The organism is Rhizobium atlanticum (genome assembly GCF_030182485.1).
GTDB lineage: Bacteria > Pseudomonadota > Alphaproteobacteria > Rhizobiales > Rhizobiaceae > Rhizobium.
In genome coordinates this window covers 314,825-336,696 of record NZ_JAQJCJ010000001.1, presented here as the reverse complement: position 1 = coordinate 336,696, position 21,872 = coordinate 314,825, and the positions used below count along the sequence as shown (strand labels likewise).

The 21,872-nt window shown below is 62.4% G+C and carries 18 protein-coding genes and 1 other RNA gene; 8 read left to right on the top strand and 11 right to left on the bottom strand.

The features are described from left to right. Positions 1 to 95 precede the first annotated feature (95 nt). Positions 96 to 2,120, top strand: a complete 2,025-nt coding sequence (locus PH551_RS01570) for an ATP-binding protein (protein WP_285191585.1) — start codon at positions 96 to 98, stop codon at positions 2,118 to 2,120. Here PH551_RS01570 and PH551_RS01565 read toward each other — a convergent pair. Both PH551_RS01565 and miaA read right to left on the bottom strand, forming a co-directional pair. Then, positions 2,105 to 3,019: a dihydrodipicolinate synthase family protein gene (locus PH551_RS01565; protein WP_285191584.1), complete on the bottom strand. Its 915-nt coding sequence runs from the start codon at positions 3,017 to 3,019 to the stop codon at positions 2,105 to 2,107. The genes PH551_RS01570 and PH551_RS01565 overlap by 16 nt on opposite strands. 55 nt (positions 3,020 to 3,074) lie before the next feature. After that, entirely contained in the window at positions 3,075 to 3,971 is an 897-nt protein-coding gene (gene miaA, locus PH551_RS01560) for a tRNA (adenosine(37)-N6)-dimethylallyltransferase MiaA (RefSeq protein WP_285191583.1), read from the bottom strand. Between miaA and serB the strand changes: the two genes are divergently transcribed. Further along, complete coding sequence (gene serB, locus PH551_RS01555) at positions 3,970 to 4,860, top strand: phosphoserine phosphatase SerB (protein ID WP_221112248.1); 891 nt, start codon at positions 3,970 to 3,972, stop codon at positions 4,858 to 4,860. The two genes, miaA and serB, sit on opposite strands and share 2 nt — an antisense overlap. 131 nt (positions 4,861 to 4,991) lie before the next feature. Here serB and PH551_RS01550 read toward each other — a convergent pair whose 3' ends face one another. From PH551_RS01550 to PH551_RS01530, 5 genes are all read right to left on the bottom strand, one after another. Further along, positions 4,992 to 6,692 carry a Do family serine endopeptidase gene (locus PH551_RS01550; protein ID WP_285191582.1) on the bottom strand — a complete coding sequence of 567 codons (1,701 nt, stop codon included), beginning with the start codon at positions 6,690 to 6,692 and terminating at the stop codon, positions 4,992 to 4,994. Between the two features lie 200 nt (positions 6,693 to 6,892). Further along, entirely contained in the window at positions 6,893 to 7,849 is a 957-nt protein-coding gene (hflC, locus tag PH551_RS01545; protein WP_285191581.1) for a protease modulator HflC, read from the bottom strand. 5 nt (positions 7,850 to 7,854) lie between these two features. Continuing rightward, entirely contained in the window at positions 7,855 to 8,943 is a 1,089-nt protein-coding gene (hflK, locus tag PH551_RS01540; RefSeq protein ID WP_011426043.1) for an FtsH protease activity modulator HflK, read from the bottom strand. Positions 8,944 to 9,092: 149 nt separating this feature from the next. Further along, positions 9,093 to 9,611, bottom strand: coding sequence for a dihydrofolate reductase (locus PH551_RS01535; RefSeq protein WP_285191580.1), 519 nt, complete (start codon positions 9,609 to 9,611; stop codon positions 9,093 to 9,095). A 13-nt stretch (positions 9,612 to 9,624) separates the two neighbouring features. After that, positions 9,625 to 10,419, bottom strand: coding sequence for a thymidylate synthase (locus tag PH551_RS01530; RefSeq protein WP_285191579.1), 795 nt, complete (start codon positions 10,417 to 10,419; stop codon positions 9,625 to 9,627). A gap of 111 nt (positions 10,420 to 10,530) precedes the next feature. Between PH551_RS01530 and ssrA the strand changes: the two genes are divergently transcribed. The 4 genes from ssrA (at position 10,531) to PH551_RS01510 (ending at position 12,107) form a co-directional block, all read left to right on the top strand. Beyond that, positions 10,531 to 10,892: a transfer-messenger RNA gene (gene ssrA / locus PH551_RS01525) on the top strand. A gap of 126 nt (positions 10,893 to 11,018) precedes the next feature. Then, a complete protein-coding gene (locus PH551_RS01520; RefSeq protein WP_285191578.1) occupies positions 11,019 to 11,534 on the top strand; it encodes an SspB family protein in 516 nt (171 codons plus the stop codon). A gap of 50 nt (positions 11,535 to 11,584) precedes the next feature. Beyond that, entirely contained in the window at positions 11,585 to 11,779 is a 195-nt protein-coding gene (locus PH551_RS01515; RefSeq protein ID WP_085778743.1) for a DUF4169 family protein, read from the top strand. 103 nt (positions 11,780 to 11,882) lie between these two features. Then, on the top strand, positions 11,883 to 12,107 hold the full coding sequence (locus tag PH551_RS01510) for a ribbon-helix-helix domain-containing protein (protein ID WP_285191701.1): 225 nt from the start codon (positions 11,883 to 11,885) through the stop codon (positions 12,105 to 12,107). A gap of 56 nt (positions 12,108 to 12,163) precedes the next feature. Here the strand turns inward: PH551_RS01510 and PH551_RS01505 are convergent, their stop codons facing one another. The 3 genes from PH551_RS01505 to PH551_RS01495 all read right to left on the bottom strand — a co-directional run bounded on the left by PH551_RS01505 (position 12,164) and on the right by PH551_RS01495 (position 18,691). Next, complete coding sequence (locus PH551_RS01505; RefSeq protein ID WP_285191577.1) at positions 12,164 to 15,871, bottom strand: AsmA family protein; 3,708 nt, start codon at positions 15,869 to 15,871, stop codon at positions 12,164 to 12,166. A gap of 113 nt (positions 15,872 to 15,984) precedes the next feature. Beyond that, on the bottom strand, positions 15,985 to 17,397 hold the full coding sequence (locus tag PH551_RS01500; RefSeq protein ID WP_285191576.1) for an FAD-binding oxidoreductase: 1,413 nt from the start codon (positions 17,395 to 17,397) through the stop codon (positions 15,985 to 15,987). Between the two features lie 259 nt (positions 17,398 to 17,656). Then, positions 17,657 to 18,691 carry an aldo/keto reductase gene (locus tag PH551_RS01495; protein WP_285191575.1) on the bottom strand — a complete coding sequence of 345 codons (1,035 nt, stop codon included), beginning with the start codon at positions 18,689 to 18,691 and terminating at the stop codon, positions 17,657 to 17,659. Between the two features lie 92 nt (positions 18,692 to 18,783). Here PH551_RS01495 and PH551_RS01490 point away from each other — a divergent pair, with 92 nt between their 5' ends. Next, positions 18,784 to 19,689: a LysR family transcriptional regulator gene (locus PH551_RS01490; RefSeq protein WP_285191574.1), complete on the top strand. Its 906-nt coding sequence runs from the start codon at positions 18,784 to 18,786 to the stop codon at positions 19,687 to 19,689. Between the two features lie 207 nt (positions 19,690 to 19,896). After that, positions 19,897 to 20,991, top strand: coding sequence for an AbrB family transcriptional regulator (locus tag PH551_RS01485; protein ID WP_285191573.1), 1,095 nt, complete (start codon positions 19,897 to 19,899; stop codon positions 20,989 to 20,991). Here PH551_RS01485 and PH551_RS01480 read toward each other — a convergent pair. Beyond that, positions 20,951 to 21,865, bottom strand: a complete 915-nt coding sequence (locus PH551_RS01480; RefSeq protein WP_285191572.1) for an AraC family transcriptional regulator — start codon at positions 21,863 to 21,865, stop codon at positions 20,951 to 20,953. The two genes, PH551_RS01485 and PH551_RS01480, sit on opposite strands and share 41 nt — an antisense overlap. Positions 21,866 to 21,872 lie beyond the last annotated feature (7 nt).

The window sequence follows — 21,872 nt, the reverse complement described above, 5'->3', positions numbered from 1 at the left end:
AAAACTGCCTGGGCCACGGCCTCCCAAAATCGATAGGATGAAGGATTTGTTAAAGGATCGACTTTATCCTTTAACGCTACCGCAAGGAGTAGCCTTTGCCCAACAACGACTTGCGCATGTCTGGCAAGGCAGGCGAGCACGATCGACGCGACGGCCATACGCCGGGAAATCGCTTTCTCGGCCGCGTCGTTGCATGCAGCGGCTCCAGGGCCACGATTGCCGCTGTCGCCGTTGAGGGCGGCACCGATCTTACAGAACTTTGGTCCGTCGGCCGGCTGATTTCGATCAGCGTCGGCCGCAACCGTGTCGTCGCCCTGGTCTATCAAATGAACACCGGCAGCCATGCCTGGGGCGAAGGCGAGGACAACAAGTTCAGGATCGAGACCGAGCTTCTCGGCGAAGTCCGCGTCGATGAGGACGGGCGCGAGGAATTTTCGACCGGCATCTCACGTTATCCCTATCTCGGCGCCATCGCCCATCGCATCCGCGCCGCCGACCTTATGCGCATCTACGATGCCGGAACGGGGACGACCGCCATCATCGGCAAGCTGACGCAGGATGAAAGCATCGATGCGGCGATCCACATCCCGTCAATGCTCTCCAAGCATTTCGCCGTCGTCGGCTCGACCGGCGTCGGCAAGTCGACCGCCGTATCGCTACTTTTGCACAAGGCGATCGCGGCCGATCCGAAGCTGCGCGTACTGATCCTCGATCCGCACAATGAATTCGCCGCCGCCTTTCCCAAGCACGCCGTCACCATCGATACGGATACGCTCGACCTGCCCTTCTGGCTGATGCGGCTGGAGGAATTTGCCGAAGTCGTCTTTCGCGGCCGCCTGCCCGTGCCCGAAGAGCTCGACATGCTGCGCGACATCATGCCGGAGGCCAAACGCGCCTTCCGCGGCAGCGATAACTCGCTGGTGCGCCGCACGACGGAAAAGAGCTCGATCACCGCCGATACGCCGGTTCCCTACCGCATGGCCGATCTGCTGGCGCTGATCGACGAGCGCATCGGCCGCCTGGAAGGCCGAGCGGAAAAGCCCTCCCTGCGGTCGCTGAAGATGCGCCTCATCGCCGCGATCAACGATCCGCGCTATCACTTCATGTTCTCCAACAACACGATCAGCGACACGATCACCGATACCATCGCGCAGATCTTCCGCATCCCCGGAGATAACAGACCAATCTGCACTTTCCAGCTTGCCGGCATTCCCTCCGAAGTCGTTAATTCGGTCGCCTCCGTGCTTTGCCGCATGGCTTTCGAAGTGGCGTTGTGGAGTGACGGCGCCATCCACATGCTCGTCGTCTGCGAGGAAGCCCACCGCTACATCCCGTCCGATCCGAACCTCGGCTTCATCCCTACGCGCCAGGCGATCGCCCGCATCGCCAAGGAGGGCCGTAAATACGGTGTCTCGCTGGGCATCATCACTCAGCGGCCAGGCGAGCTCGACCAGACGATCCTGTCACAGTGCTCGACGCTCTTTGCCATGCGCCTTGCCAATGACCGTGACCAGGAAATCATTCGTTCAGCCATCCCGAATTCATCGATCTCGACGACGAGCTTCATCTCCTCGATCGGCAACGGTGAGGCGATCGCCTTCGGCGAGGCGATCAGCGTGCCGATGCGGATGCGCTTCTCCCGTGTTGAAGAGAACCTCCTGCCGAAGGCCGCCAGCGCCAACAGCAAGCATAGCGAGGAAGATCCCGATACGGTCGATTTGCGCAAGATCGTCACCCGCATGCGGGCGGTGACCGTCGGGCCTGACATTTCGAATTTTCAGCAGAGCGTTGCGGCATCCATGCCAGATTTCGACGAGGCTCAGGAAACCCACGATGCTTCCGATGCCAAACCCGTTACCCCGTCGGCACCGGCTTCGGCGCCACTCCAATCCTACCGGCGCGAATTGCTGCCGCAGGCGCCGCGGCTGGACCCGGCCGAACCGGCCCCGATCGATCCGCGGTTGGACGCGCTGCGCCGCGAACTGCGTCGCGAGGAGCCGGTCTTTCCTCGGCCGGCGCCGCCGACCGACCAGCCGCAGATCACCCGCCGGGAACCCGGCCCGTCTCTGCGTGAAAGCATCCTGAAAAAGCCGCTGAGCAGCCTTTACAACAAGGATTGATGCTCCAGGGCGATCAACGGCCGGGCAGCATCGAGCACACGCTGGCGATCCGCCGGCCCAAGCGGCAGGAGCGGTCGGGGAAGCTCCGCCCGAACGCCAAGGAGATGCTCGGCCAGCATATAGACCACGCGAATGCTTCCAAACGCCTTGAACACGTCCCAGAGCGGCTGCAGAAGACCATCGAGCCGGCGCGCCTCGCCGTCATTGCCGGCGATCGCGGCCTTGGTCAGAGCGAGCGCTACGCGGGGAAGAAGCCCGCCGATAACGCTGTACCAAGCGTCTGCGCCTGCAAGCAGTGCCTCCGCCGCACCCCAATCGCCGCTGTAGCCGATCGCGAGATCGGTCTTTTCCCGCAACGTCGCAAGCTCCCCAAGCAAATCACCGTCTGCCGGCAGCGGCATTTTTACCGCCTTGATCGTCTCGACATCGGAGAGGCGCTGCAGAAGCTCGCGGCTGAAGATGAAGTGCGTCGTGCCGGGATTGTTGTAGATGCAGAGCGGCAGTCTGGTTGCCTTGGCCACAGCGAGGAAGTGCTGGTAGACCTCTTCCTGGGTCAGCGGCGTGTAGGAAAAAGGCGCAAGCAGAAGCGCATCCGCGCCGGCAGCCTCGGCGTCCCTGGCGAGATCCACGGCATGATCCGTTCTCAGGGCGCCGGCGCCGACGAGGAGTGGAACACGGCCGTTGACGCATTGGACCGCCGCCTTGACGGCCCGCAGCCGCTCCTCGCGCGTGAGATAGGCGTAAATCCCGGTGCTGCCGAGAAGGCCGATGGAGGCCACATCTGACTCGCACAGGGGGGCCAGCAAGCGGCAGAGCCCCTCAAGGTCGACCCGGCCATCGGGATCGGCAGGCGTCGGCGGAAAGGCCGAGAGGCCATGGAACGTAGAAATGGCAGGCATGATGCGATCCTGAAAGACAGTTGATTGGCAACGAGCCAGACGATATAGCCTCATGCTAAAGCGTCAATCGCTCCCAGCTTTCGTCCATCTGATTGCGGAACCAGGTCATTTGCCGCTTGGCATATTGCCGTGTCGCCGCAGCCCCCTTCTCCAGCACCTCGTCGCGGGTCATCTCGCCCTTCAGCATCGCCGCGATCTGCGACACACCGATGGCCTTCATGACGGGCGCATCGGCCGGTAGGTCGAGCGCAAGCAGCGCCTTCACCTCGTCTTCCGCACCCTGTTGCAGCATCTTTTCGAAACGGCCATTGATGCGAGCATGCAGCACCGCCCGGTCCGGGAGAACGACTATCTTGCGGGCCTCGTCGGCATCGATCACCACAGGTCCGGACCGGACCTGGAAATCGGCGATCGAGCGTCCCGTCGCTTTGATGACCTCCAGTGCCCGGACGATGCGCTGACCGTCCTGGCGGTTGAGGCTTGTCGCCATGGCGGGATCGGCCTCGCAAAGCTCAACGTAAAGCGCATCCGGCCCCTCCTCCACGAGTCGCGTGCGCAAGTCTTCCCGCAGTACTTCCGGTATATCAGGCATCTCGGAGAGACCGCCGGTCAGCGCCTTGAAGTAAAGCCCGGTGCCGCCGACGAAAACCGGTAGCCGCCCGGCGGCCCTGAGGGCCGGCAAAAGCGCCGAGACATCGCGCAGCCAGGCGCCTGTGGAATAGCCGGCCCCCGCCGGCACGTGACCGTAGAGATGATGCGGCACGCCCTGCATCTCCTCTTCCGACGGACGCGCGGTCAGCACCCGCAGCGTATCGTAGACCTGCATGCTGTCGGCATTGACGACCGCGCCGTCATGGCGCTTGGCCAATTCCACGGCAAGGGCGGACTTGCCGCTGGCGGTCGGCCCGGTTATCAGGATCGCGTTCTCTACGCTCAGAAGGTTTTCCATCATGGCCCTCGTTGCCACGCTTGTTGCCAATCCGTCAAATCCTGTGCTTACTCCCGGCATTGCCGAACAAGCGGCCGAGGCAGTAACCGCTTCCGGCCTCTACTGGCTGGCCGACGGCGTTGCCTGCGACATCGCACTGCGCGACGGCGCGGATGCGCAAGCGGCCGAGGCCAATCTTCTCGCCGTCATTTCGAGCGCCCCAATTGACCTCGTCATCCAGGAGCAGGACAGCCGCCGCAAGAAGCTGCTGATCGCCGACATGGATTCGACGATGATCGGCCAGGAATGCATCGACGAACTCGCCGCAGAAGTCGGCCTGAAGGAGAAGGTCGCCGACATCACCGCCCGCGCCATGAATGGCGAGATCGCCTTTGAGCCCGCCCTGCGCGAGCGCGTCGCCCTCTTGAAAGGACTGCCGATCTCGGTTGTCGACGAGGTCATCGCCAAGCGCATCACGCTGACGCCGGGAGGGCCGGAGCTGATCGCCACCATGAAATCGAAAGGTCATTACACCGCCCTCGTCTCCGGCGGCTTCACCGTCTTTACCAGCCGCATCGCCGCCACTCTTGGCTTCGACGAAAACCGCGCCAATACGCTGCTGGACGAGGATGGCATTCTCTCCGGCTTCGTCGCCGAACCTATCCTCGGCAAGCAGGCAAAGGTGGATGCGCTGAACGAGATTTCAGCAAGCCTCGGCATTTCGCCACAGGAGGCAATCGCCGTCGGCGACGGCGCCAATGATCTCGGCATGCTGCAGCTCGCCGGCTCCGGCGTCGCCCTCCACGCCAAGCCCACTGTCGCCGCTCAGGCGCAGATGCGCATCAATCACGCCGACCTGACGGCACTTCTTTATATCCAGGGTTATCGGAAGACCGATTTCGTGATGGGTTAAGAAGGCCGAAACGCGCCCCTCCTCCCGCATTCCTGTGGCCTCAGGGCTTTGCCCGAGGGATGTCACAGGAATGCGGGAGGAGTTGAGCGAGAACAGGAAGGCGGCACCTAGTCGCCACCGCCGCAGTTCTCCTATTCCATCGGCACCGCAACGAACCGCAGATCGCCGTTTGCCGATGCGATCATCAGCTGGGCGTTGCGGCGCCCTTCCTGTTTCAGCGATTTCACCTTGGCCGCGACCGCATCCGGGGATTTCATGAACTCCTGTGCCACCTCGACGATAACGTCCCCTGGCTTCAACCCCTTTTCGGCCGAGGCGGAGCCGGCCTCCACCTCCGTCACGACGACGCCGTCGACGCTTTCGGCGATGCCGAAAGCCTTGCGTGTTTCGGGACTGAGGAGCGACAGCGACAATCCGAGCACGTTCTTCGGCATGGCCGCATCCGGCGATACCTGGCCCTGTTGGTGCTGGTCCGGCGCCGGTGTGCCCGGTGCGGGCGCTGCCTGATCGCCAGTATCCGGCTGATCCATATCGTCGTTTTCGTCGGGATCAGGGGTGATCACGCCATCCGGCGCTGCATCGCCGGATGCCGCCTGATCGCTGTCTTCGAGCCGGCCGAGCTTCACCTTGACGGTCTGCTCCTTGCCGTCGCGCAGCACCACGACGTCGACTTCTTTTCCGACCGTGCTTTCCGCCACGACGCGCGGCAGGTCGCGCATTTCATTGACCGCCTTGCCGTCGAATTTCAGAATGACGTCGCCCGCCTTGATCGAGCCGTCGTCGACGGGACCGCCCTTGATGACGCCGGCGACCAGTGCGCCCTTGGCGGTGTCGAGCCCGAGACTGTCGGCGATGTCGTCTGTCACCGGCTGGATGCGCACGCCGAGCCAGCCGCGCCGCGTCTCGCCATACTGGCGCAACTGCTCGACGACGCCGGAAGCAAGTTCGGACGGTACCGAGAAGCCGATGCCGATCGAGCCGCCGCTCGGCGAGATGATCGCCGTGTTGATGCCAATCACTTCACCCTTCATGTTGAAGAGCGGCCCCCCGGAATTGCCCTTGTTGATCGCCGCATCCGTCTGGATGAAGTTGTCGTAGGGGCCGGCATTGATGTTGCGGCCGCGCCCGGAAATGATGCCGACCGTCACCGAACCGCCGAAGCCGAACGGATTGCCGATCGCCATGACCCAGTCGCCGATGCGCATCTCGCTGGAGTCGCCGAATTTCACCGATTTCAGCGGTGTCTTCGGCTCGACCTTCAACACGGAAAGATCAGTCTTCGTATCCGTGCCGATCAGCTTCGCCCTGAGCTTCGAGCCGTTGGCGAAATTGACCTCGATGTCGTCGGCGCCCTCGATCACATGGTTGTTGGTCACGATATAGCCGGCCGGATCGATGACGAAACCGGATCCAAGCGAGCTGACATTATGGTTGGGGCCCTTGTTGCCCTGCTGTTTGTTGAAGAAGTCGTTGAAGAATTCCTGGAATGGTGACCCGTCAGGGGCACGAGTCGCCGGGCCGCCCCCTTCGTCATCCTTCACATTCTGCGAGGTCGAGATATTGACCACAGCATCGAGCAACCCTTCTGCGAGATCGGCAACGGAAGCCGGACCGTTGGTCGGCATGACGGTCTGAACCGGTGGCGTCTGCTGCGGCGTGGTAGATGCAGGTGGCGTGGGAGCAGCCGGAACAGGCGCGGCAACCCCGGGCGCTGCTGTTTCAGGCGTGGTTTGCGCAAAAGCAACCCCGCTCACGCCGGCTTGCGCCAGGATGGTGGCGCTGGCCAGAAGCGCGAGCGTTCGTCTGAAGGGCAAGCGAATCGTCGGGGCCATCAAGCTTCCTCATAAGGCGTAAATGCGCATATTCAGCACCAGCATAAGGCGGAATGATGGAGGGTGAAATCACCTTTTCGCGAAATCCCCGTGCAATCTGACGGACCATCACAAAAGCCCGGCCTTACCTCTTGAAATCGAAAGGGCCGGCGGTGGGCCGACCCTTTCTCGATCTTGGAGGGAAACAGATCCCGGTGTTTTCAGTTCGCCGGCTGGGCTGGCGCCGGAGCGGTTGCTTCGGGCGTTGCGGGAGCCGACGCAGCCGGGCTCGCCGGCGCGGCGCCGGCAGCGTTGTTGAAATAGCGGAAGAATTCCGAATCCGGCGACAGAACCAGCGTTGTGTCCTGCGACGAAAGCGTCGCCGCATAGGCCGCCATCGAGCGGTAAAACTCGAAGAAACCCGGGTCCCTTGAGAATGCCTCGGCGAAGACGCGGTTGCGTTCGGCATCGCCCTGGCCACGCAGGATCTCGGAGTCGCGTTGTGCGCCGGCAGTCAGCTCAACGACCTGGCGGTCGGCGATGGCGCGGCGGCGCTGGCCTTCCTCAGTGCCCTGCGCCCGCAGCAGTTCGGCCTCCGCCAGTCGCTCGGCCCGCATGCGGTTGTACGTGCGCTCGGAAACATCCTGAGTGAGGTCCGTCCGGCTGATGCGCACGTCGTCGAGCGTGATTCCGAGCGTCTCCGCATCGGCTTGGAGTTCGTTGCGAACCTCGAGCATCATCGCCACCCGTTCCCGGGAGAGCGCGGCTTCGATGCTGCGCACGCCGTAGACCCTGCGCAAGGCGGAATCGAGGCGCGTGCGAAGCCGCGCTTCTGCCGCCTCCCTGTCGCCCGAAACGGTTTCGCGGAAGCGGCGCGCGTCATTGATACGGTAGATGAGGAAGGCATTTACCTCATAAAATGCGCCGCCGGAAACCTGGACACGGATATTGTCAAGATCGAAGCGCAGTTCCTGCTTCGGCACGTATTGCACCCTGTCGGCATCGGCAAAAGCGAAAGGCAGCTTGAAATAGATGCCAGGGTCAGTCTTGACCGACTGGATTTCACCGAAGCGAACGACGATGGCCTGTTCGCGGGCACTCACCACGAAGACCGAGGAATAGATCCCGACCAGCACGACCGCCAGGAGGATCAGAATTACCGGAAGTCTGTTCGACATGGGTCTCAGCCTCCCTGCTGCTGTTGTTGCTGCGTCGGCCTGCCGACCTCATTGAGAGGCAGATAAGGCACGGCGCCCGCCTTTTGGTCTATGATCACTTTCTTGGAACCCTTCAGCACCTGTTCCATCGTTTCCAGGAACAGCCGCTCCCGCGTCACGTCAGGAGCCTTGGAATACTCGTCGTAGATCGAAACGAAGCGTTGCGCTTCACCTTCAGCCTCCTTGACGATCCGGTCCTTATAGGCCGCTGCGGCTTCGCGGATGCGGGCCGCGTCACCGCGGGCCTGGCCGAGCTTCTGGTTGGCGTACTGGTTCGCTTCCTCCACGAGGCGCTGCTTGTCCTGATCGGCACGCTGCACTTCCTCGAAGGCATCGGCCACGTCGCGCGGCGGTGCGACGTCCTCGATCGTCACGCGGTTGATCGCAATGCCGGCGCCATAGCGATCCATCGTATCCTGGATGATGTTGCGCACTTCGGTTTCGATCGGTCCGCGATTGTCACGGAAGGCATCTTGTGCCGGGCGCCGGCCGACGATTTCGCGCATGGCGCTTTCTGAAACCTGCTGCAGCGTTTCAGCCGGATTTTCGAGACGGAAAAGATAGGATTTCGGGTCATTGATCGTGTAGAGCACGGAGAACTGCACGTTGACGATGTTCTGGTCGCCGGAAAGCATCAGTCCAGCCGTCGAATTGCTGTTGTTGCGTCCGCCGATATTCTGCTGCTGCTCGGTCACCTTCACGATCTCGACCGCGTCCATCGGCCAGATGCGGAAATGCAGGCCGGGCATGGAAATCTCTTCTCTCGGCTTGCCGAAGCGCAGCTCGACGCCACGTTCGTCCGGCTGGACGGTGTAGACGCACTGGATCAGCCAGAAAACAGCGACGATCGCCACGACGATCGCCGCCACGCCACCATTGAAACCGCCGGGCACGATATTGCGCAGCTGATCCTGACCGCGCCGGATGATGTCTTCCAGATCAGGCGGTCCGCCCTTGCCGCCACGTGGGCGGTTCGGCCCTTGGCCCCATGGTCCCTGATTGTTACCGCCGCCGCCCCAAGGGCCGCCGCCGCCATTCTGATTGCTCCAGGGCATCAAAACCTCGTTGTTCGTTAAGTCTTCCCCGCATTCGGGACCGTGGGGGCTGACCGGCCGATGCGTTGGTGACCGTTATAGGTATCGCCGCACCGGCTTTCAACGCAGCGTGAGAAACTTGGTCAATTTAATTGGAAAATAGTTCGTTTTCAGGCGCGACGGCGTTCATAGACGACGTAGCGCGTGGGGTAGCTGTCCTTCTCGCCAGCGGGCACGGCGACTACCTCCCCCGCCTGCCAGACGCCCGGATCGATCGCCGGAAAAAACGCGTCGCCGTCAAGATCGGCCTCGACATGCGTAATGCACAGCCGATCGGCAAGATCGATGGCCTGAGCATAGATCTGCCCGCCGCCGATGATGCAGATTTCGCCGGCCCCGGTTTGCAGCGCCAATCTGTCGGCAGCGTCCATCGCCTCGGTCAGCGAATGGGCCATGCCGACATCGGGGTGTTCGATCGCTGCTCGTCGCGAAATGACCACGTTCGGCCGCCCCGGCAGCGGCTTGCCGATCGAGTCATAAGTCTTGCGGCCCATCACGACAGGCTTGCCGAGCGTCAGCGCCTTGAAGCGCTTGAGATCGCTCGATAGCCGCCATGGCATGTCGCCTTCCCGGCCGATGGTCCCGTTGCGTGCGACGGCGGCGATGATGGTCCTGCGGATCTCGGCCATGAAAAGTCCCGGCTCAGACGGCGATCGGCGCCCTGATATTGGCATCGGCCTCATAGCCGATCAGCTCGAAATCCTCGAACCTGAACCCGAAGATATCCTTCACTTCAGGATTGATCCGCATGAAGGGCAGCGGCTTTGGCCGACGCGTCAGCTGCAGCTTCGCCTGGTCGAAATGATTGTGATAGAGATGCGCGTCGCCGAGGGTGTGGACGAAATCGCCCCCTTTGAGCCCCGTCACCTGGGCCACCATCATCGTCAAAAGCGCATAGGAGGCGATGTTGAAGGGCACGCCAAGGAAAATATCGGCGGAGCGCTGGTACAACTGGCAGGAGAGTTTGCCGTCGGCCACGTAGAACTGAAACAGGCAATGGCAGGGCGGCAGCGCCATCTGGTCGACCTCGGCCGGATTCCAGGCTGAGACGATGTGGCGGCGTGAGTTCGGATTGTTGATGATACCTTTGACGAGATTGGCGATCTGATCGATATGGCCACCGTCCGGTGCCGGCCAGGAGCGCCACTGGGCACCGTAGACCGGCCCGAGATCGCCGTTCTCGTCGGCCCACTCATCCCAGATCGAGACGCCGTTCTCCTTGAGATAGCGGATATTCGTCTCGCCCTTCAGGAACCATAAAAGCTCGTGGATGATCGAGCGCAGATGCAGCTTCTTCGTCGTCAGGACGGGAAAGCCTTCCTCGAGATCGAAGCGCATCTGGTAGCCGAAGACCGAACGCGTGCCGGTGCCGGTGCGGTCGCCCCGGTCGGAGCCTTTTTCCATCACATGGGAGAGGAGATCGAGATATTGCTGCATGTCGCGCTGATTCCATTTTCTCCAATTTAAGCCTTCACCTTGAGGAAACCAATCGCAGGCGGATATTTTCCCGTTCTTTCTTCCGCCCGACATAAAGCTTTTATGACGTTTGCCCTTTCCTTGGACGAAGGAAATCACTATATCAGCCCTGCTGGCTCTCGGGCCGGCTATGGCAATAAATGAGCGGTGTAATAAACCTATTGGACCCGGGGGCGGTACCCGGCGCCTCCACCAAAAACCGGCGGTATCAAGGCCGGCTTCTGATGGGGGCGAAATAGGATCGACAAGGGTGTAAAGATCGACTTTTTGCTCGGCATTGTACCGCCGTTATCGGGCTAAAATTGTAGTTGCAAACGACAACTATGCGGAAGCTCGTCTCGCTGCTTAATCGCGGTGTGACACTTCAATCAAAGTCCTAGTGGTTCGCACCTCTAGGCGGGGTCCGAAGGCACCTGGCAACAGAAGCCTTCACCTTCTCCCTCAGACTGAAATCATGTATGCTGATCTATGCGTGACTCGGCTCCGGACTTTCCCAAGGCGCCTGAACGTGCCATAAACCTTGTGAAAAGACTTCAGAACCGACGAAAGACAGGAAAAGCATGGGGCAGGATCATATCCGCTACGACATTCTGGCGCAGGATGCACTTCGCGGCGTCATCCGCAAGGTTTTGGCGGAGGTGGCAACGACGGGTCGTCTGCCCGGCGACCACCACTTCTTCATCACCTTCCTCACGGGTGCCGCCGGCGTGCGCATCTCCCAGCACCTGAAGTCCAAATATCCCGAGCAGATGACTATCGTCATCCAGCATCAGTTCTGGGATCTCAAGATCACCGAAACGCATTTCGAAATTGGCCTTTCCTTCTCCGACGTTCCGGAGAAGCTGGTCATACCGTTCAATGCGATCCGCGGCTTCTATGATCCCTCGGTCAATTTCGAGCTCGAATTTGACGTGCCGCTCGCCGACGGCGAGGAACTGCCGTCCGGTGAGATCACCGCCTATCCCGTCGACGCGGCAGGAAAGTCCGATGAAGCCGCCGGCGCAAAACCGGCCGACAGCGAAGAGAAAAAACCTGGCTCCGTCGTCTCGCTCGACTCCTTCCGCAAGAAGCAGTGATTTCAAAGGGAGGCCGAGCCTCCCTTTTTCATAAGGATCAAGCCTCGCGCATGAGCGCCGAAATCATCAATCTGCGTCAGTTTCGCAAAAAGCAGGCCCGCTCCGAAAAGGAGAAGCAGGCGGAGCAGAACCGTATTTCCTTTGGCCGCACCAAGGCCGAAAAGCAGCTCACCCGCACTCTGAACGAGAAGGCCGACAAGGCTCACCGCGATGGCCGGATCGAGACGGATGACGACGGCGCATGAAGCTTCACGCAAAGCTTGAAGAGCCGGAAACGAATCGGCGATCAGCCACTTGCGCGATTTCCTTGAATCGATCCTCCAAGCCGATTGCGATGTGAACCGGCTGATGATCCGCAAGCACTCGGCGACACTGCATGGCCATCGCACCAGCTTTTCGCTGGAAGATGAATTCTGGGCCGAGCTGAAGACGATTGCGGCAAGCCGTTCCATGTCGCTTGCCGCCCTGATTTCCGAGATCGACGACCACCGCCCGCCGGCCAGCAACCTATCCTCAGCGCTGCGGCTCCATGTGCTTTCGTGGGCGAAAGCCGGCTGTGGCGGCCGACCGTGACGCCGGGAATTCAAATAAAAATCTGAAATATCAGGCGACGCAAACCCCACGCGTCTTCATTGCGCCTGAATGCCCGGCAGATGGTCGAAATCGAGCTGACCGGGCTGCATCTGCCCGGAGCGCCGGGCCGCCTCCGCCTCGGCGGCCGCCCTCGCCTGCGCATCAGCCTTGGCTTTTGCCTCCGCACGTGCGGCCTCCGCCTCGGCAGCAGCCTTCTGCGCAGCTGTCTCCTGCGCCAGTCTTCGCAGCCGCTCTTCCTCAGCCTGCCGTTGCCGTTCGATTTCCGCCGCTCTGACGCGCTCGGCGTCATTGAAACGATAGAGCGCCACCTCGCGGCGCAGGCGCTGCTTTTCGAGCACGATCGCCTGCAGCCGCTCGACCCGCCGCCGCTCGCGCTCAAAAGCACGCAGCGACAGGTAGCTGGTGATATCGGTCACGTCCATCGTCTTGCCGGGTGACGGCAACATGCCGGAAAAGTTCAGCCGCAGCGCCGGTTCGACACCAGGAAGCGCCTCCGCGCCTGGATTGAGGCCGATACCGACCGTCGCGCTGATCCGCTGCTCCGGCAAGGCGATCTGCGCGTCGGCGGTAACCCGGGCCAGATCGTTGGCCACGGTCACATTCTGCACCCTGAGCGTCCCGTCGGTGACGTTGAAGGGTATTCCGAGCGGCGGCAACTTCGCCTCGCCGTTGTTGAGCAACGTCTCGACGATCGGATGCACCTTGCCGGCGTTGATCTGTTCCTGCATTGGGTCGGTGGCGGCAAGCAGCGGCGGAAGAATGGCAAGGTTAAGTCCGCGTATGCTCATATCGCCGAGTCTCAGCTCCCCCGAACCATTGAGCGAGCTGGCGATCTCACTGATCGTCTTGCCCGAGGCCTCCAACGACAGCGACAATCCGAACTTGCCGTTGGCGACCGGTGCGCCGTCACGCAGCCAGATGACCCCGGCGAGATCGGAATCGGCAAGCGCCAGCTTCGTCTGCAGGAAACCGGTGCCGTCGGCATTGGTGAAGAGAAGATTGCCGGAGAGCTTGCCGCCTTCCCAGTTGCCGGCCATGTCGTTGAGCTGCAACTCGTCGCCCTTATAGGCGACGTTGCTGGTGAAATCGGACACGGCTATTTCCGGCAGGCCGGGCCAGAATTCCTTGGCCGACAGCTTCACCCTGACGTCCAGATCCTTGAAGGTGGGCAGGCCCAGAGGCGCCTTCGACAGCGTGCCGCTGGCGGGATCGACGATCTGGCCGAACACCGCCTCGCCGAGCCAGCCGGCATCTGCCTTGGCAAGCGTCAGCTCGCCGCTCGCCGTTGTCTTCGCAGCCTTGCGATCGAAGGTCAGCGCACCGGAAAACGCGTTGTCGGCCGCATGTCCCTTGAGATCGGACAAAACGATCTTGTCGCTATCGACGGCGGCATTGACCTGCAGGCCGAGCGGCAACCCCGTTCCGGTCTGCGGCAGGGCAATACCGTTCATGATGAGATAGGGGTCGATATCGGCGCTGTCGAGCGAAAGCGCGATCTGGCCATTCATGAAGCTCTCCGGCCGCACGTCAACCTTGCCCTTTGCGGTAAACGAGGTCCGGTCGGTCGCAAAGGTCAGCGCCGCATCGGCAGGATCGTTGCCCGACGCCTTCACCTTGAGGGTCAGGCGGCCATTCGCGCCGACATCGACCGGCAGCGGGTCGAGCCCGGCCTGACCGAACAGGATTGATGGCACGGCGTTTTCGAGCGTCGCCTCAAGGCTCGTCGTGCCGTTGCCGGTCAGCGCCAGGAGATCGGACATGCGGTAGTCAAGGTTCACCCGGCTGCCGTTCGAGACGCCGGCCAGCGTCACTGTCATCGCATCGCCCTCGTCGCCGCCGAGCGTCAGCGCACCGCGCAACGCCGTATTGCCGTACCAGCCGGCATTGCGCACCAGCCGATCGAGCACGGGATGGTGCGGAAGATGCTCGCGCAGCATGGTGAAGAAACCGCCGGGATCGGCCGATTTGAAGGTGATCTCACCCGCACCCTTATAGTCGAGCAGCGAACCTTCTGCCCGGCCGGTCGCCGTCAGCTCGGCGCCCGCGAGATTCTTGACTGACAGCCGGTCGACCGCAAGCGCCCCGTCGGCAATCGTGAAGGTGGTCTCGACATTCTCGGCGTCAACCCCGAAGGCGGTGAACCTGTCGGCCTTGAGCTGCGCGGCGATCTTATGGTCGAGGACATTGTCGCCGCTCTCCTGCCCGGTCGCGAGACCAGCCAGCGCCTGCAGCGCGTCAAGATCGAGCGTGTCGCCATTCAGCGCCACCGACAGGGTCGGCGTCTGGCCGGATATCGACTGCCGTTCCAGGCGGCCCTTCAGCGTCGCCGATCCGATGGCGATTTCGAGATTTTCGAAACGCTGCAATTCATGAGTCAGGCTGACATTGGCGGAAAAACCCGCCTGCCGCAATTGCCGAATGGCCGGGTCGACCGATCCGGCCAGCCAGGAAGCCAGCCCCGTTGGCTGGTTCGAGGCCACCACGATCTGGCCGTTAAAGGAGGGGTCTCCCTGCAGAAGCAGCTTGCCCTTGCCTTCCACCTGCGTGCGCCCTGGCAGCGTGCCGACGGCGCTGTCGATCATCCAGCCGGTACCGGCCGGCTCCAGCTCCAGTTGCACATCGCGTAGCGTTGTGTCGCCGGCAACGATGGCCGGCAGCTTGACGCTTGCCTTACCCGGCACCTGCGGGATCGGCACCTGCGCGACGATATCGATCAGAGAATTCAACCGTTGGCGCGCCGAAACCGCGGCATCCCGCGTCGTCTTGCCGGCCGCGCCCTGATTGCCGATGCGGTTCACGTCTATCTGCTGCCCGTCAGCGGTCAACAAGAACTCAGGCGCGTTGCCGGTATCGAGTGTCGCCTCCCCGGTTATCACATAGGGATCGTCCGTCGGGCCGATCTCCATCCGGTATTCGGGAATGCGGATACGTTCGTTGGTAAGCTCGAAGCGGCCCTTGAGCCTCGGCGGCTGCTCGTTCTTGTTGGCCGACCTGGCGCTGTTGCGGTTTTCGATCGCCGCCGAAAGCTGGCCCTGATAGTTCGGCTTGCGGTCGACCAGCTTCAGTTCGCCGTCGAGATCGATACTGACCGGATGTTTGTCCGGCGACAGCTTCGTGCGCATGCGCAGCACGCCCTTCTCGTCCGGCTGGCTGCTCGAAATCGAGAAATTGCCGTGTTCGCCGTCGAGGGCCGCATCGCCCTCGACGCGCCAGGGGCCGGCGAGCGATTTGGCCGACATCTCCGCATTCAAGCCGGTGATGCGGCGCGCCCGGCCCGACTGGTCGTCGAGGAAATCGACTTCGCCGCCGCTGACATGCACATTTTCGAGAACGACTGTTTTGGCCGGTATTTCGGCGCGGCTGCCGCGCATCCAGTCGAGTGTGCCGTCCTTGAGCAATCTGAGGCGCACCTTCGGATTGACGACGCGCATATCAAAGATCAGCGCCTCGCCGGACAGGAAAGGAGCAAGCTCGGCATCCATGGAAAATTGTTCGACCTTGACGATCGGCGTGCCGTCAGCCTCCTGACCGACACGCACATCATGCAGCGTCACCGACGGAAACGGCAACAGACGGGCATCCACCGTGCCGTGGACGGTGACTTTCTTACCGATGATGCGGCTTGCCTGATCCTCGAAGTTCTTCCGGAAATCCGTCCAGTCGATGAACAACGGCGCAAGCAGCGCCACAAACAGCACTACGACGATCACTCCCCCCAAAAAGACGAGGAACCGGCCTACCAATGCAAGGATTCTCCATTCGGGATTGTGTTGCCGACACTGTTCAGGGTTCTGTTGTCGACACTAGCGCTATTCATGCGATGGGCAAGGCCCAAGTTCATGAGAATATTCCGTTTTCAGCCTTGGTGGAAAATCTTGCCGGGATTGAAGATGCCGTCCGGATCGAGCGCCTGCTTCACCTGTCGCATCAGATCCACCGAGCCTCCGAGCTCCTGTTCCAGAAAGGCCATCTTGCCTTGCCCGATCCCGTGCTCCCCGGTGCATGTTCCGTCCATATCGAGTGCCCGGCGGTTGAGCCGCTCAACGAAGCTCTCGGCCCTGGCGATGTCTCCGGCGCTTTTGTCGTCGAACAACAGCAGCACATGGAAATTCCCGTCGCCGGCGTGGCCGACGATAGGGCCGAGCAGCCCATGTTCCTCGATATCCGCCTGCGTTTCGGAAACGCAATCGGCAAGCCTCGATATCGGAACACAAACATCGGTCGAAAGTGCGGCAAGCCCCGGCGCCAGCGCCCTCGCGGAAAAGTATGCGTTATGACGCGCCTTCCAGAGCTTGGTCCGCTCCTCGGCATTGGCGGTCCACAGAAACTCGCTCCCGCCACATTCAGCCGCAATCTCGGCGAAGGCTGCCGATTGCAGCGGCACGGTCGCGTCGGTGCCGTGGAATTCAAGGAAAAGCGTTGGGCTTTCGGCATAAGACAGCCCGGAATAGGCGTTGCACGCCCGCATCTGCACAGCATCGAGCAGCTCGATGCGGGCCACCGGAATGCCCATCTGAATCGTCATGATGACGGCGTCGCAGGCCGCCTTGATGCTCGGAAAGGAGCAGACGCCGCCGGCAATCTTCTGCGGGATCGCCTGCAGGCGCAGCGTCACCGAGGTCAATATGCCGAGCGTGCCCTCGGCGCCGACAAAGAGCCGCGTCAGGTCATAGCCGGCCGAAGACTTGCGGGCGCGCCGCGCCGTGCGGATCTCCTCACCATTGGCGGTGACTGCGGTGACGGCAAGCACATTGTCCTTCATCGTGCCGTAGCGCACCGCATTGGTGCCGGAGGCCCGCGTCGACGCCATGCCGCCGATCGAGGCATTGGCGCCGGGATCGATCGGAAAGAACAGGCCGGTATCGCGCAGATGGACGTTTAGCGCCTCGCGGGTGATACCGGGCTCGACCGTGCAGTCGAGATCCTCCGCATTGACCTCAAGCACCCGGCTCATGCGGCTGAGATCGATCGAAATACCGCCGTTGACGGCATTGACCTGACCTTCCAGCGAGGAACCGGTGCCGAAACCGATCACCGGCACCTTGTGCGCCGCACAGGCCCTGACCGCCATCTTCACATCTTCGGCGCTTTCGGCAAAGAGAACGCCATCGGGCAGTAGCGGCGGAATATAGGTGGTCGTATGGGCGTGCTGTTCACGGAAGGACTGGCCGGTTTGGAAACGCTCGCCGAAGCTCTGCTTGAGAATACCGAGCACAGCGGATATCCCCGCCTCGTTGCGTGTTCCAGCCCTTGCGTCCTTCAGCGCCATCCCTTTGTTCTCCCTGCCATTCCGCGTAGACGAACCGCGTCCCGCAGACTACTGCGCCGCACGTCCGCTCAGACGTAAATGGACGCTGTAGAACTTTAAAATTGCTGCATAATTTCGTCTTACATCGATTCCGTTACAGGAGATATGCAGCAGGCTGGGTATGGGGCAAGTCAAAGCGGCTGTCCAGTTAAGATTGGGAAAAGATTTCACTCCCCTTTTGTTGTAGACCAGGAGCCATGGACAGGCCGGGCCGACCGCCTCAGACGATCGGTGGATTGAGGAGCGCAAAGCCCTGCTGCCGTCGATAGGGGAAATAAGGATAAGGCGCCGTCACCGCGCTGACCGCGTCGAGCCTTTCGATCTGATCCTTCGACAGGCTCCAGTCGGCCGCGCCAAGGTTCTGCCTGAGTTGATCTTCGTTGCGGGCGCCGATGATGACGCTCGATACCGTCGGCCGGCCGAGCAGCCAGTTTATCGCGATCTGCGGCACCGTCTTGCCGGTCTCCGCTGCGATCGAATCCAGCACCTCGATGATGTCGAACAGCCTCTCGTCGTCGACAGGTGGGCCATACTGGGCCGTCTCGTGCAATCGGCTGGCGGCCGGCAGCGGCTCACCGCGGCGGATCTTGCCGGTAAGCCGCCCCCAGGCGAGCGGGCTCCATACGAGGGCACCGACGCCCTGATCGGCGCCGAGCGGCATCAGCTCCCATTCATAGTCGCGACCCGCCAGCGAATAATAGACCTGATGGGCAACATAACGCGGATGGCCCCAGCGCTCGGCCGCCGCGAGCGACTTCATCAGCTCCCAGCCGGAAAAATTCGAGACGCCGACATAGCGGATCTTGCCTGCGGCGACGAGGCTGTCGAGCGTCGACAGCACCTCCTCGACCGGGGTCGAGGCATCAAAGGCGTGAAGCTGCAAAAGGTCGATATAGTCGGTGCCGAGCCGTCGCAGTGCATCCTCCGTCGCCCGGATCAGCCGCGCCCGCGACGTGCCCCAATCCTGCGGCCCCTCGCCCATCGGTAGCGCGGTCTTGGTCGAAATCAGCACGGCATCCCGCCGGCTGCGGATCGCCTGGCCGAGCACCTCTTCGGAAGCGCCGGCCGAATAAACATCGGCCGTATCGAAGAGATTGACGCCGGCTTCGAGGCAGATGTCGACGAGCCGCCGGGCTTCTTCGGCATCGGTATTGCCCCAGGCGCCGAACAGCGGACCGCTGCCGCCGAACGTGCCCGCGCCGAAGCTAAGGACCGGCACTCTGAGGCCCGATGCGCCGAGATTTCTGTACTCCATCGATCTGTCTCCTGTGTTTCCTCCGAGATAGACCCGGCATTTCCGTTGATATAGATTGCGAAACAGAACATCATCTGTGACTTGAATTCATCATGGGCCGTCAGGACATCAACCGCTCGGGGGAAATGGAAGTCTTCGTCAGTGTTGTCGAGCGTGGCGGCTTTTCCGCAGCCGCCTCGGCGCGGCGCATGACGCCGTCGGCCGTGAGCAAGCTCGTCGCCCGGCTGGAGGCGCGCCTCGGCGTCCGCCTCGTCAACCGCTCGACCCGCAAGCTGCAACTGACGCCGGAGGGCTGCGCCTTCTATGAGCGCAGCATCGCCATCCTTGCCGATATCGCCGAGGCCGAGCGCCAGGCGTCGTCACGCGAACAGGCCTCGGGCCGCATCCGTATCAATACCAGCGGCTCCTTCGGCAATCATGTGCTGGCGCCACTCGTGCCCGCCTTCATGGCGCTTCATCCCGCCGTTACGCTCGATATCGCTCACACCGACAGGGTGGTCGATCTGATGGAAGAACGCGCCGACGTTGCGATCCGCACCGGCCCCTTGAAGAACTCCAGCCTGATTGCCCGCAAGCTCGGCACCACTAGCAAGCTCATTGTCGTTTCGCCCGAATATATCAGTCGTCATGGCGAACCGCGCAGCGTCGCCGATCTCAGCCGCCATTGCCGCATCGGCTTTTCCTACGCCCGCGCCGTCGAGGGCTGGCCGCTGCGCGAGAACGGCGAAACCGTGTCCGTGCCGATCACGCCGGGCGTGCAGGTTGGAGACGGGGAAGCCATGCGCCATCTCGCGCTCTCTGGCGCCGGTCTTGCGCGGCTGGCCGCCTTCACCGTGCGCGCCGATATCGATGCCGGCCGGCTGGTGCCGGTACTGGAAGCCGCCAATCCCGGCGATATCGAAGAATTTTATGCCGTCTATATGGGACAGGGCGGACCGCTGCCGGCGCGTGTGCGCGCCCTGCTCGATTTCCTCGTCCAGCATGTTCGACTCAGATGAGATAACAAGGACTTGATGCGAGGCTTGAATCAAATTCGCATGCTGCCTCGCCGGAAGCCAGATTTCGCAATTGACCGCGCTCGCGGCGCCCGCCTATACCGAAGCAGCACCGACCGGCCCTTGAGCCGGCCTCTCTTCGTCATGCCGGAGCTTCCTCCCATCTTCAGCCTCAGGGCTTGGCACCGGCCGAGAAACACACGGGGATTCATGCCACTCAGCCACGCGCACCGCCTGCTGCGGGATGCCGGCCTGCCGAAATGGGCGTTGCTGCTCGCGCTTTCCACAGCCTTTACCATCTTCCTCGAACTCTCGGCCCTGCCCGCCTCGCTGCTGATCGGGCCGATGGTCGCGGCCATGGTGCTGACGCTGACCGTCGGCAAGGGAAAGCTTCGCGTGCCGCTTCTGCCGCTGCAGTTCGGTCAGGTCCTCGTCGGCCTGATGATGGCGCGCACCATCACCCCTGATATTTTAGGCGCCATGGTGAAGGACGCGCCGCTCTTCCTGCTGTTCGTCTTCTCGGTCATCGCCATAGCCACCGGCCTCGGCTGGCTTCTGACACGCTGGCAGGTGCTGCCCGGAACGACCGCCGTCTGGGGCTCCTCGCCGGGTGCGGCCTCCGCCATGGTCATCATGTCGGAAGCCTATGGCGCCGATGCCCGTCTCGTCGCCTTCATGCAATATCTGCGCGTCGTCTTCGTCGCCGTCGGCGCCTCGGTGATCTCGCGCCTCTGGGTGGCCACCGATGGCGGCGAGCCGCCGCCGCTCGTCCTCTTCCCCCCGGTAGACTGGCCAGCCTTTGCCGCGACGATCGCCTTTGCTGGCTCTTGCGCTTATGGCGTGCGCCTCCTGCGAATCCAGGGGGGCATGATCATCGTGCCGCTCTTTCTCGGTGCCTTCCTGCAAGGCATCGGCATCCTGAAGATCGAGCTGCCTATGTGGCTGCTTGCCATCGCCTATGCGCTCGTCGGCTGGAGCATCGGCCTGCGCTTCACCCGCTCGATCATCAGCCACGTGGCGCGGGCCCTGCCGCGGGTCGCTGCCTGTATCGTGCTGCTGATGGCGCTCTGCGGCTGCATGGCGGCGGCATTGCACGTCTTCGCCGGCATCGATCCCCTGACCGCCTATCTCGCCACCAGCCCCGGCGGCGCCGATTCCGTCGCCATCATCGCTGCATCAAGCGATGTCGACGTGCCCTTTGTCATGGCCATGCAGACCGGCCGTTTCCTGGTCATTCTGCTGATCGGGCCGGCGCTTGCCCGCTTTATCGCGCGCCGTTCCGGCCTTGCGGAAAACCCCGTCTGAGACTGACCCACTGGCCGGGAGTGACGCCGTAGGCCTTCTTGAAATGGCGATTGAAATGCGCCTGGTCGGCAAAACCCGTCGCGGCCGCCACGTCGGCAAAACCCTCGCCGGTACCTATCAGCGCCCTCGCCTGCTGCAGGCGCCGCATCAGCAAGTAGCGGTGCGGGCTGGTGGCAAAGGCCGTGCGGAAATGCCGTGACAGCGTGAAGCGGTCAAGGCCGGTAATCTTCTCCAGTTCCCCCGAGCGCACGGGCCTCAGCGCATGCGCCTCCAGATAATCGCGTGCTGCCCGCACCTGCCGCCAGGCAACCGTGCCCAGTGGCCGGCGGCGCATCTGCGAATGCCGTGACAGGCCGCCGGCGACGTGGCTGACGAAATCGTCGACGAAAAGCTCTTCCAGCTCCCGATCGAGTGCGCCGAGCGCTCCCAAAAGCACCTTCGCCAGCGCACTATCGGCAATCACGGGCTGCTCGACGAAGGGAAGCCCGATCTTCTCCGCCTCAAGGCATTCCGTCAGCAGCGAAGGCTCCATGTAGAGCATGCGGTAATGCAGCCCGGCCTCGGTCGCCGCACCGCCGTCATGCTCCTCGTCGGGATGCAGCACGATCACCTGCCCCGGCAGGCTGAAGCGCCGCTCGCCGCGATATGTGAAAGTCTGAACGCCGTGCAGCGTGACACCAAGCGCATAGGTATCGTGCCGATGCGGCTCGAAGACGTTGCCGGAAAACTGCGCCTCGATACGCTCGATGCCGGGAAAGGAGGGCGCAGTCAGGATGCCGCTGCCAGCGGGCGCGGCCAGCATGCCGCTGCCCACCTGCGGCTCGCACAAACGTTCAAGACCCTCGAAGACCTGCGGCGTTAGATCCTGGCTCAACGCGTTT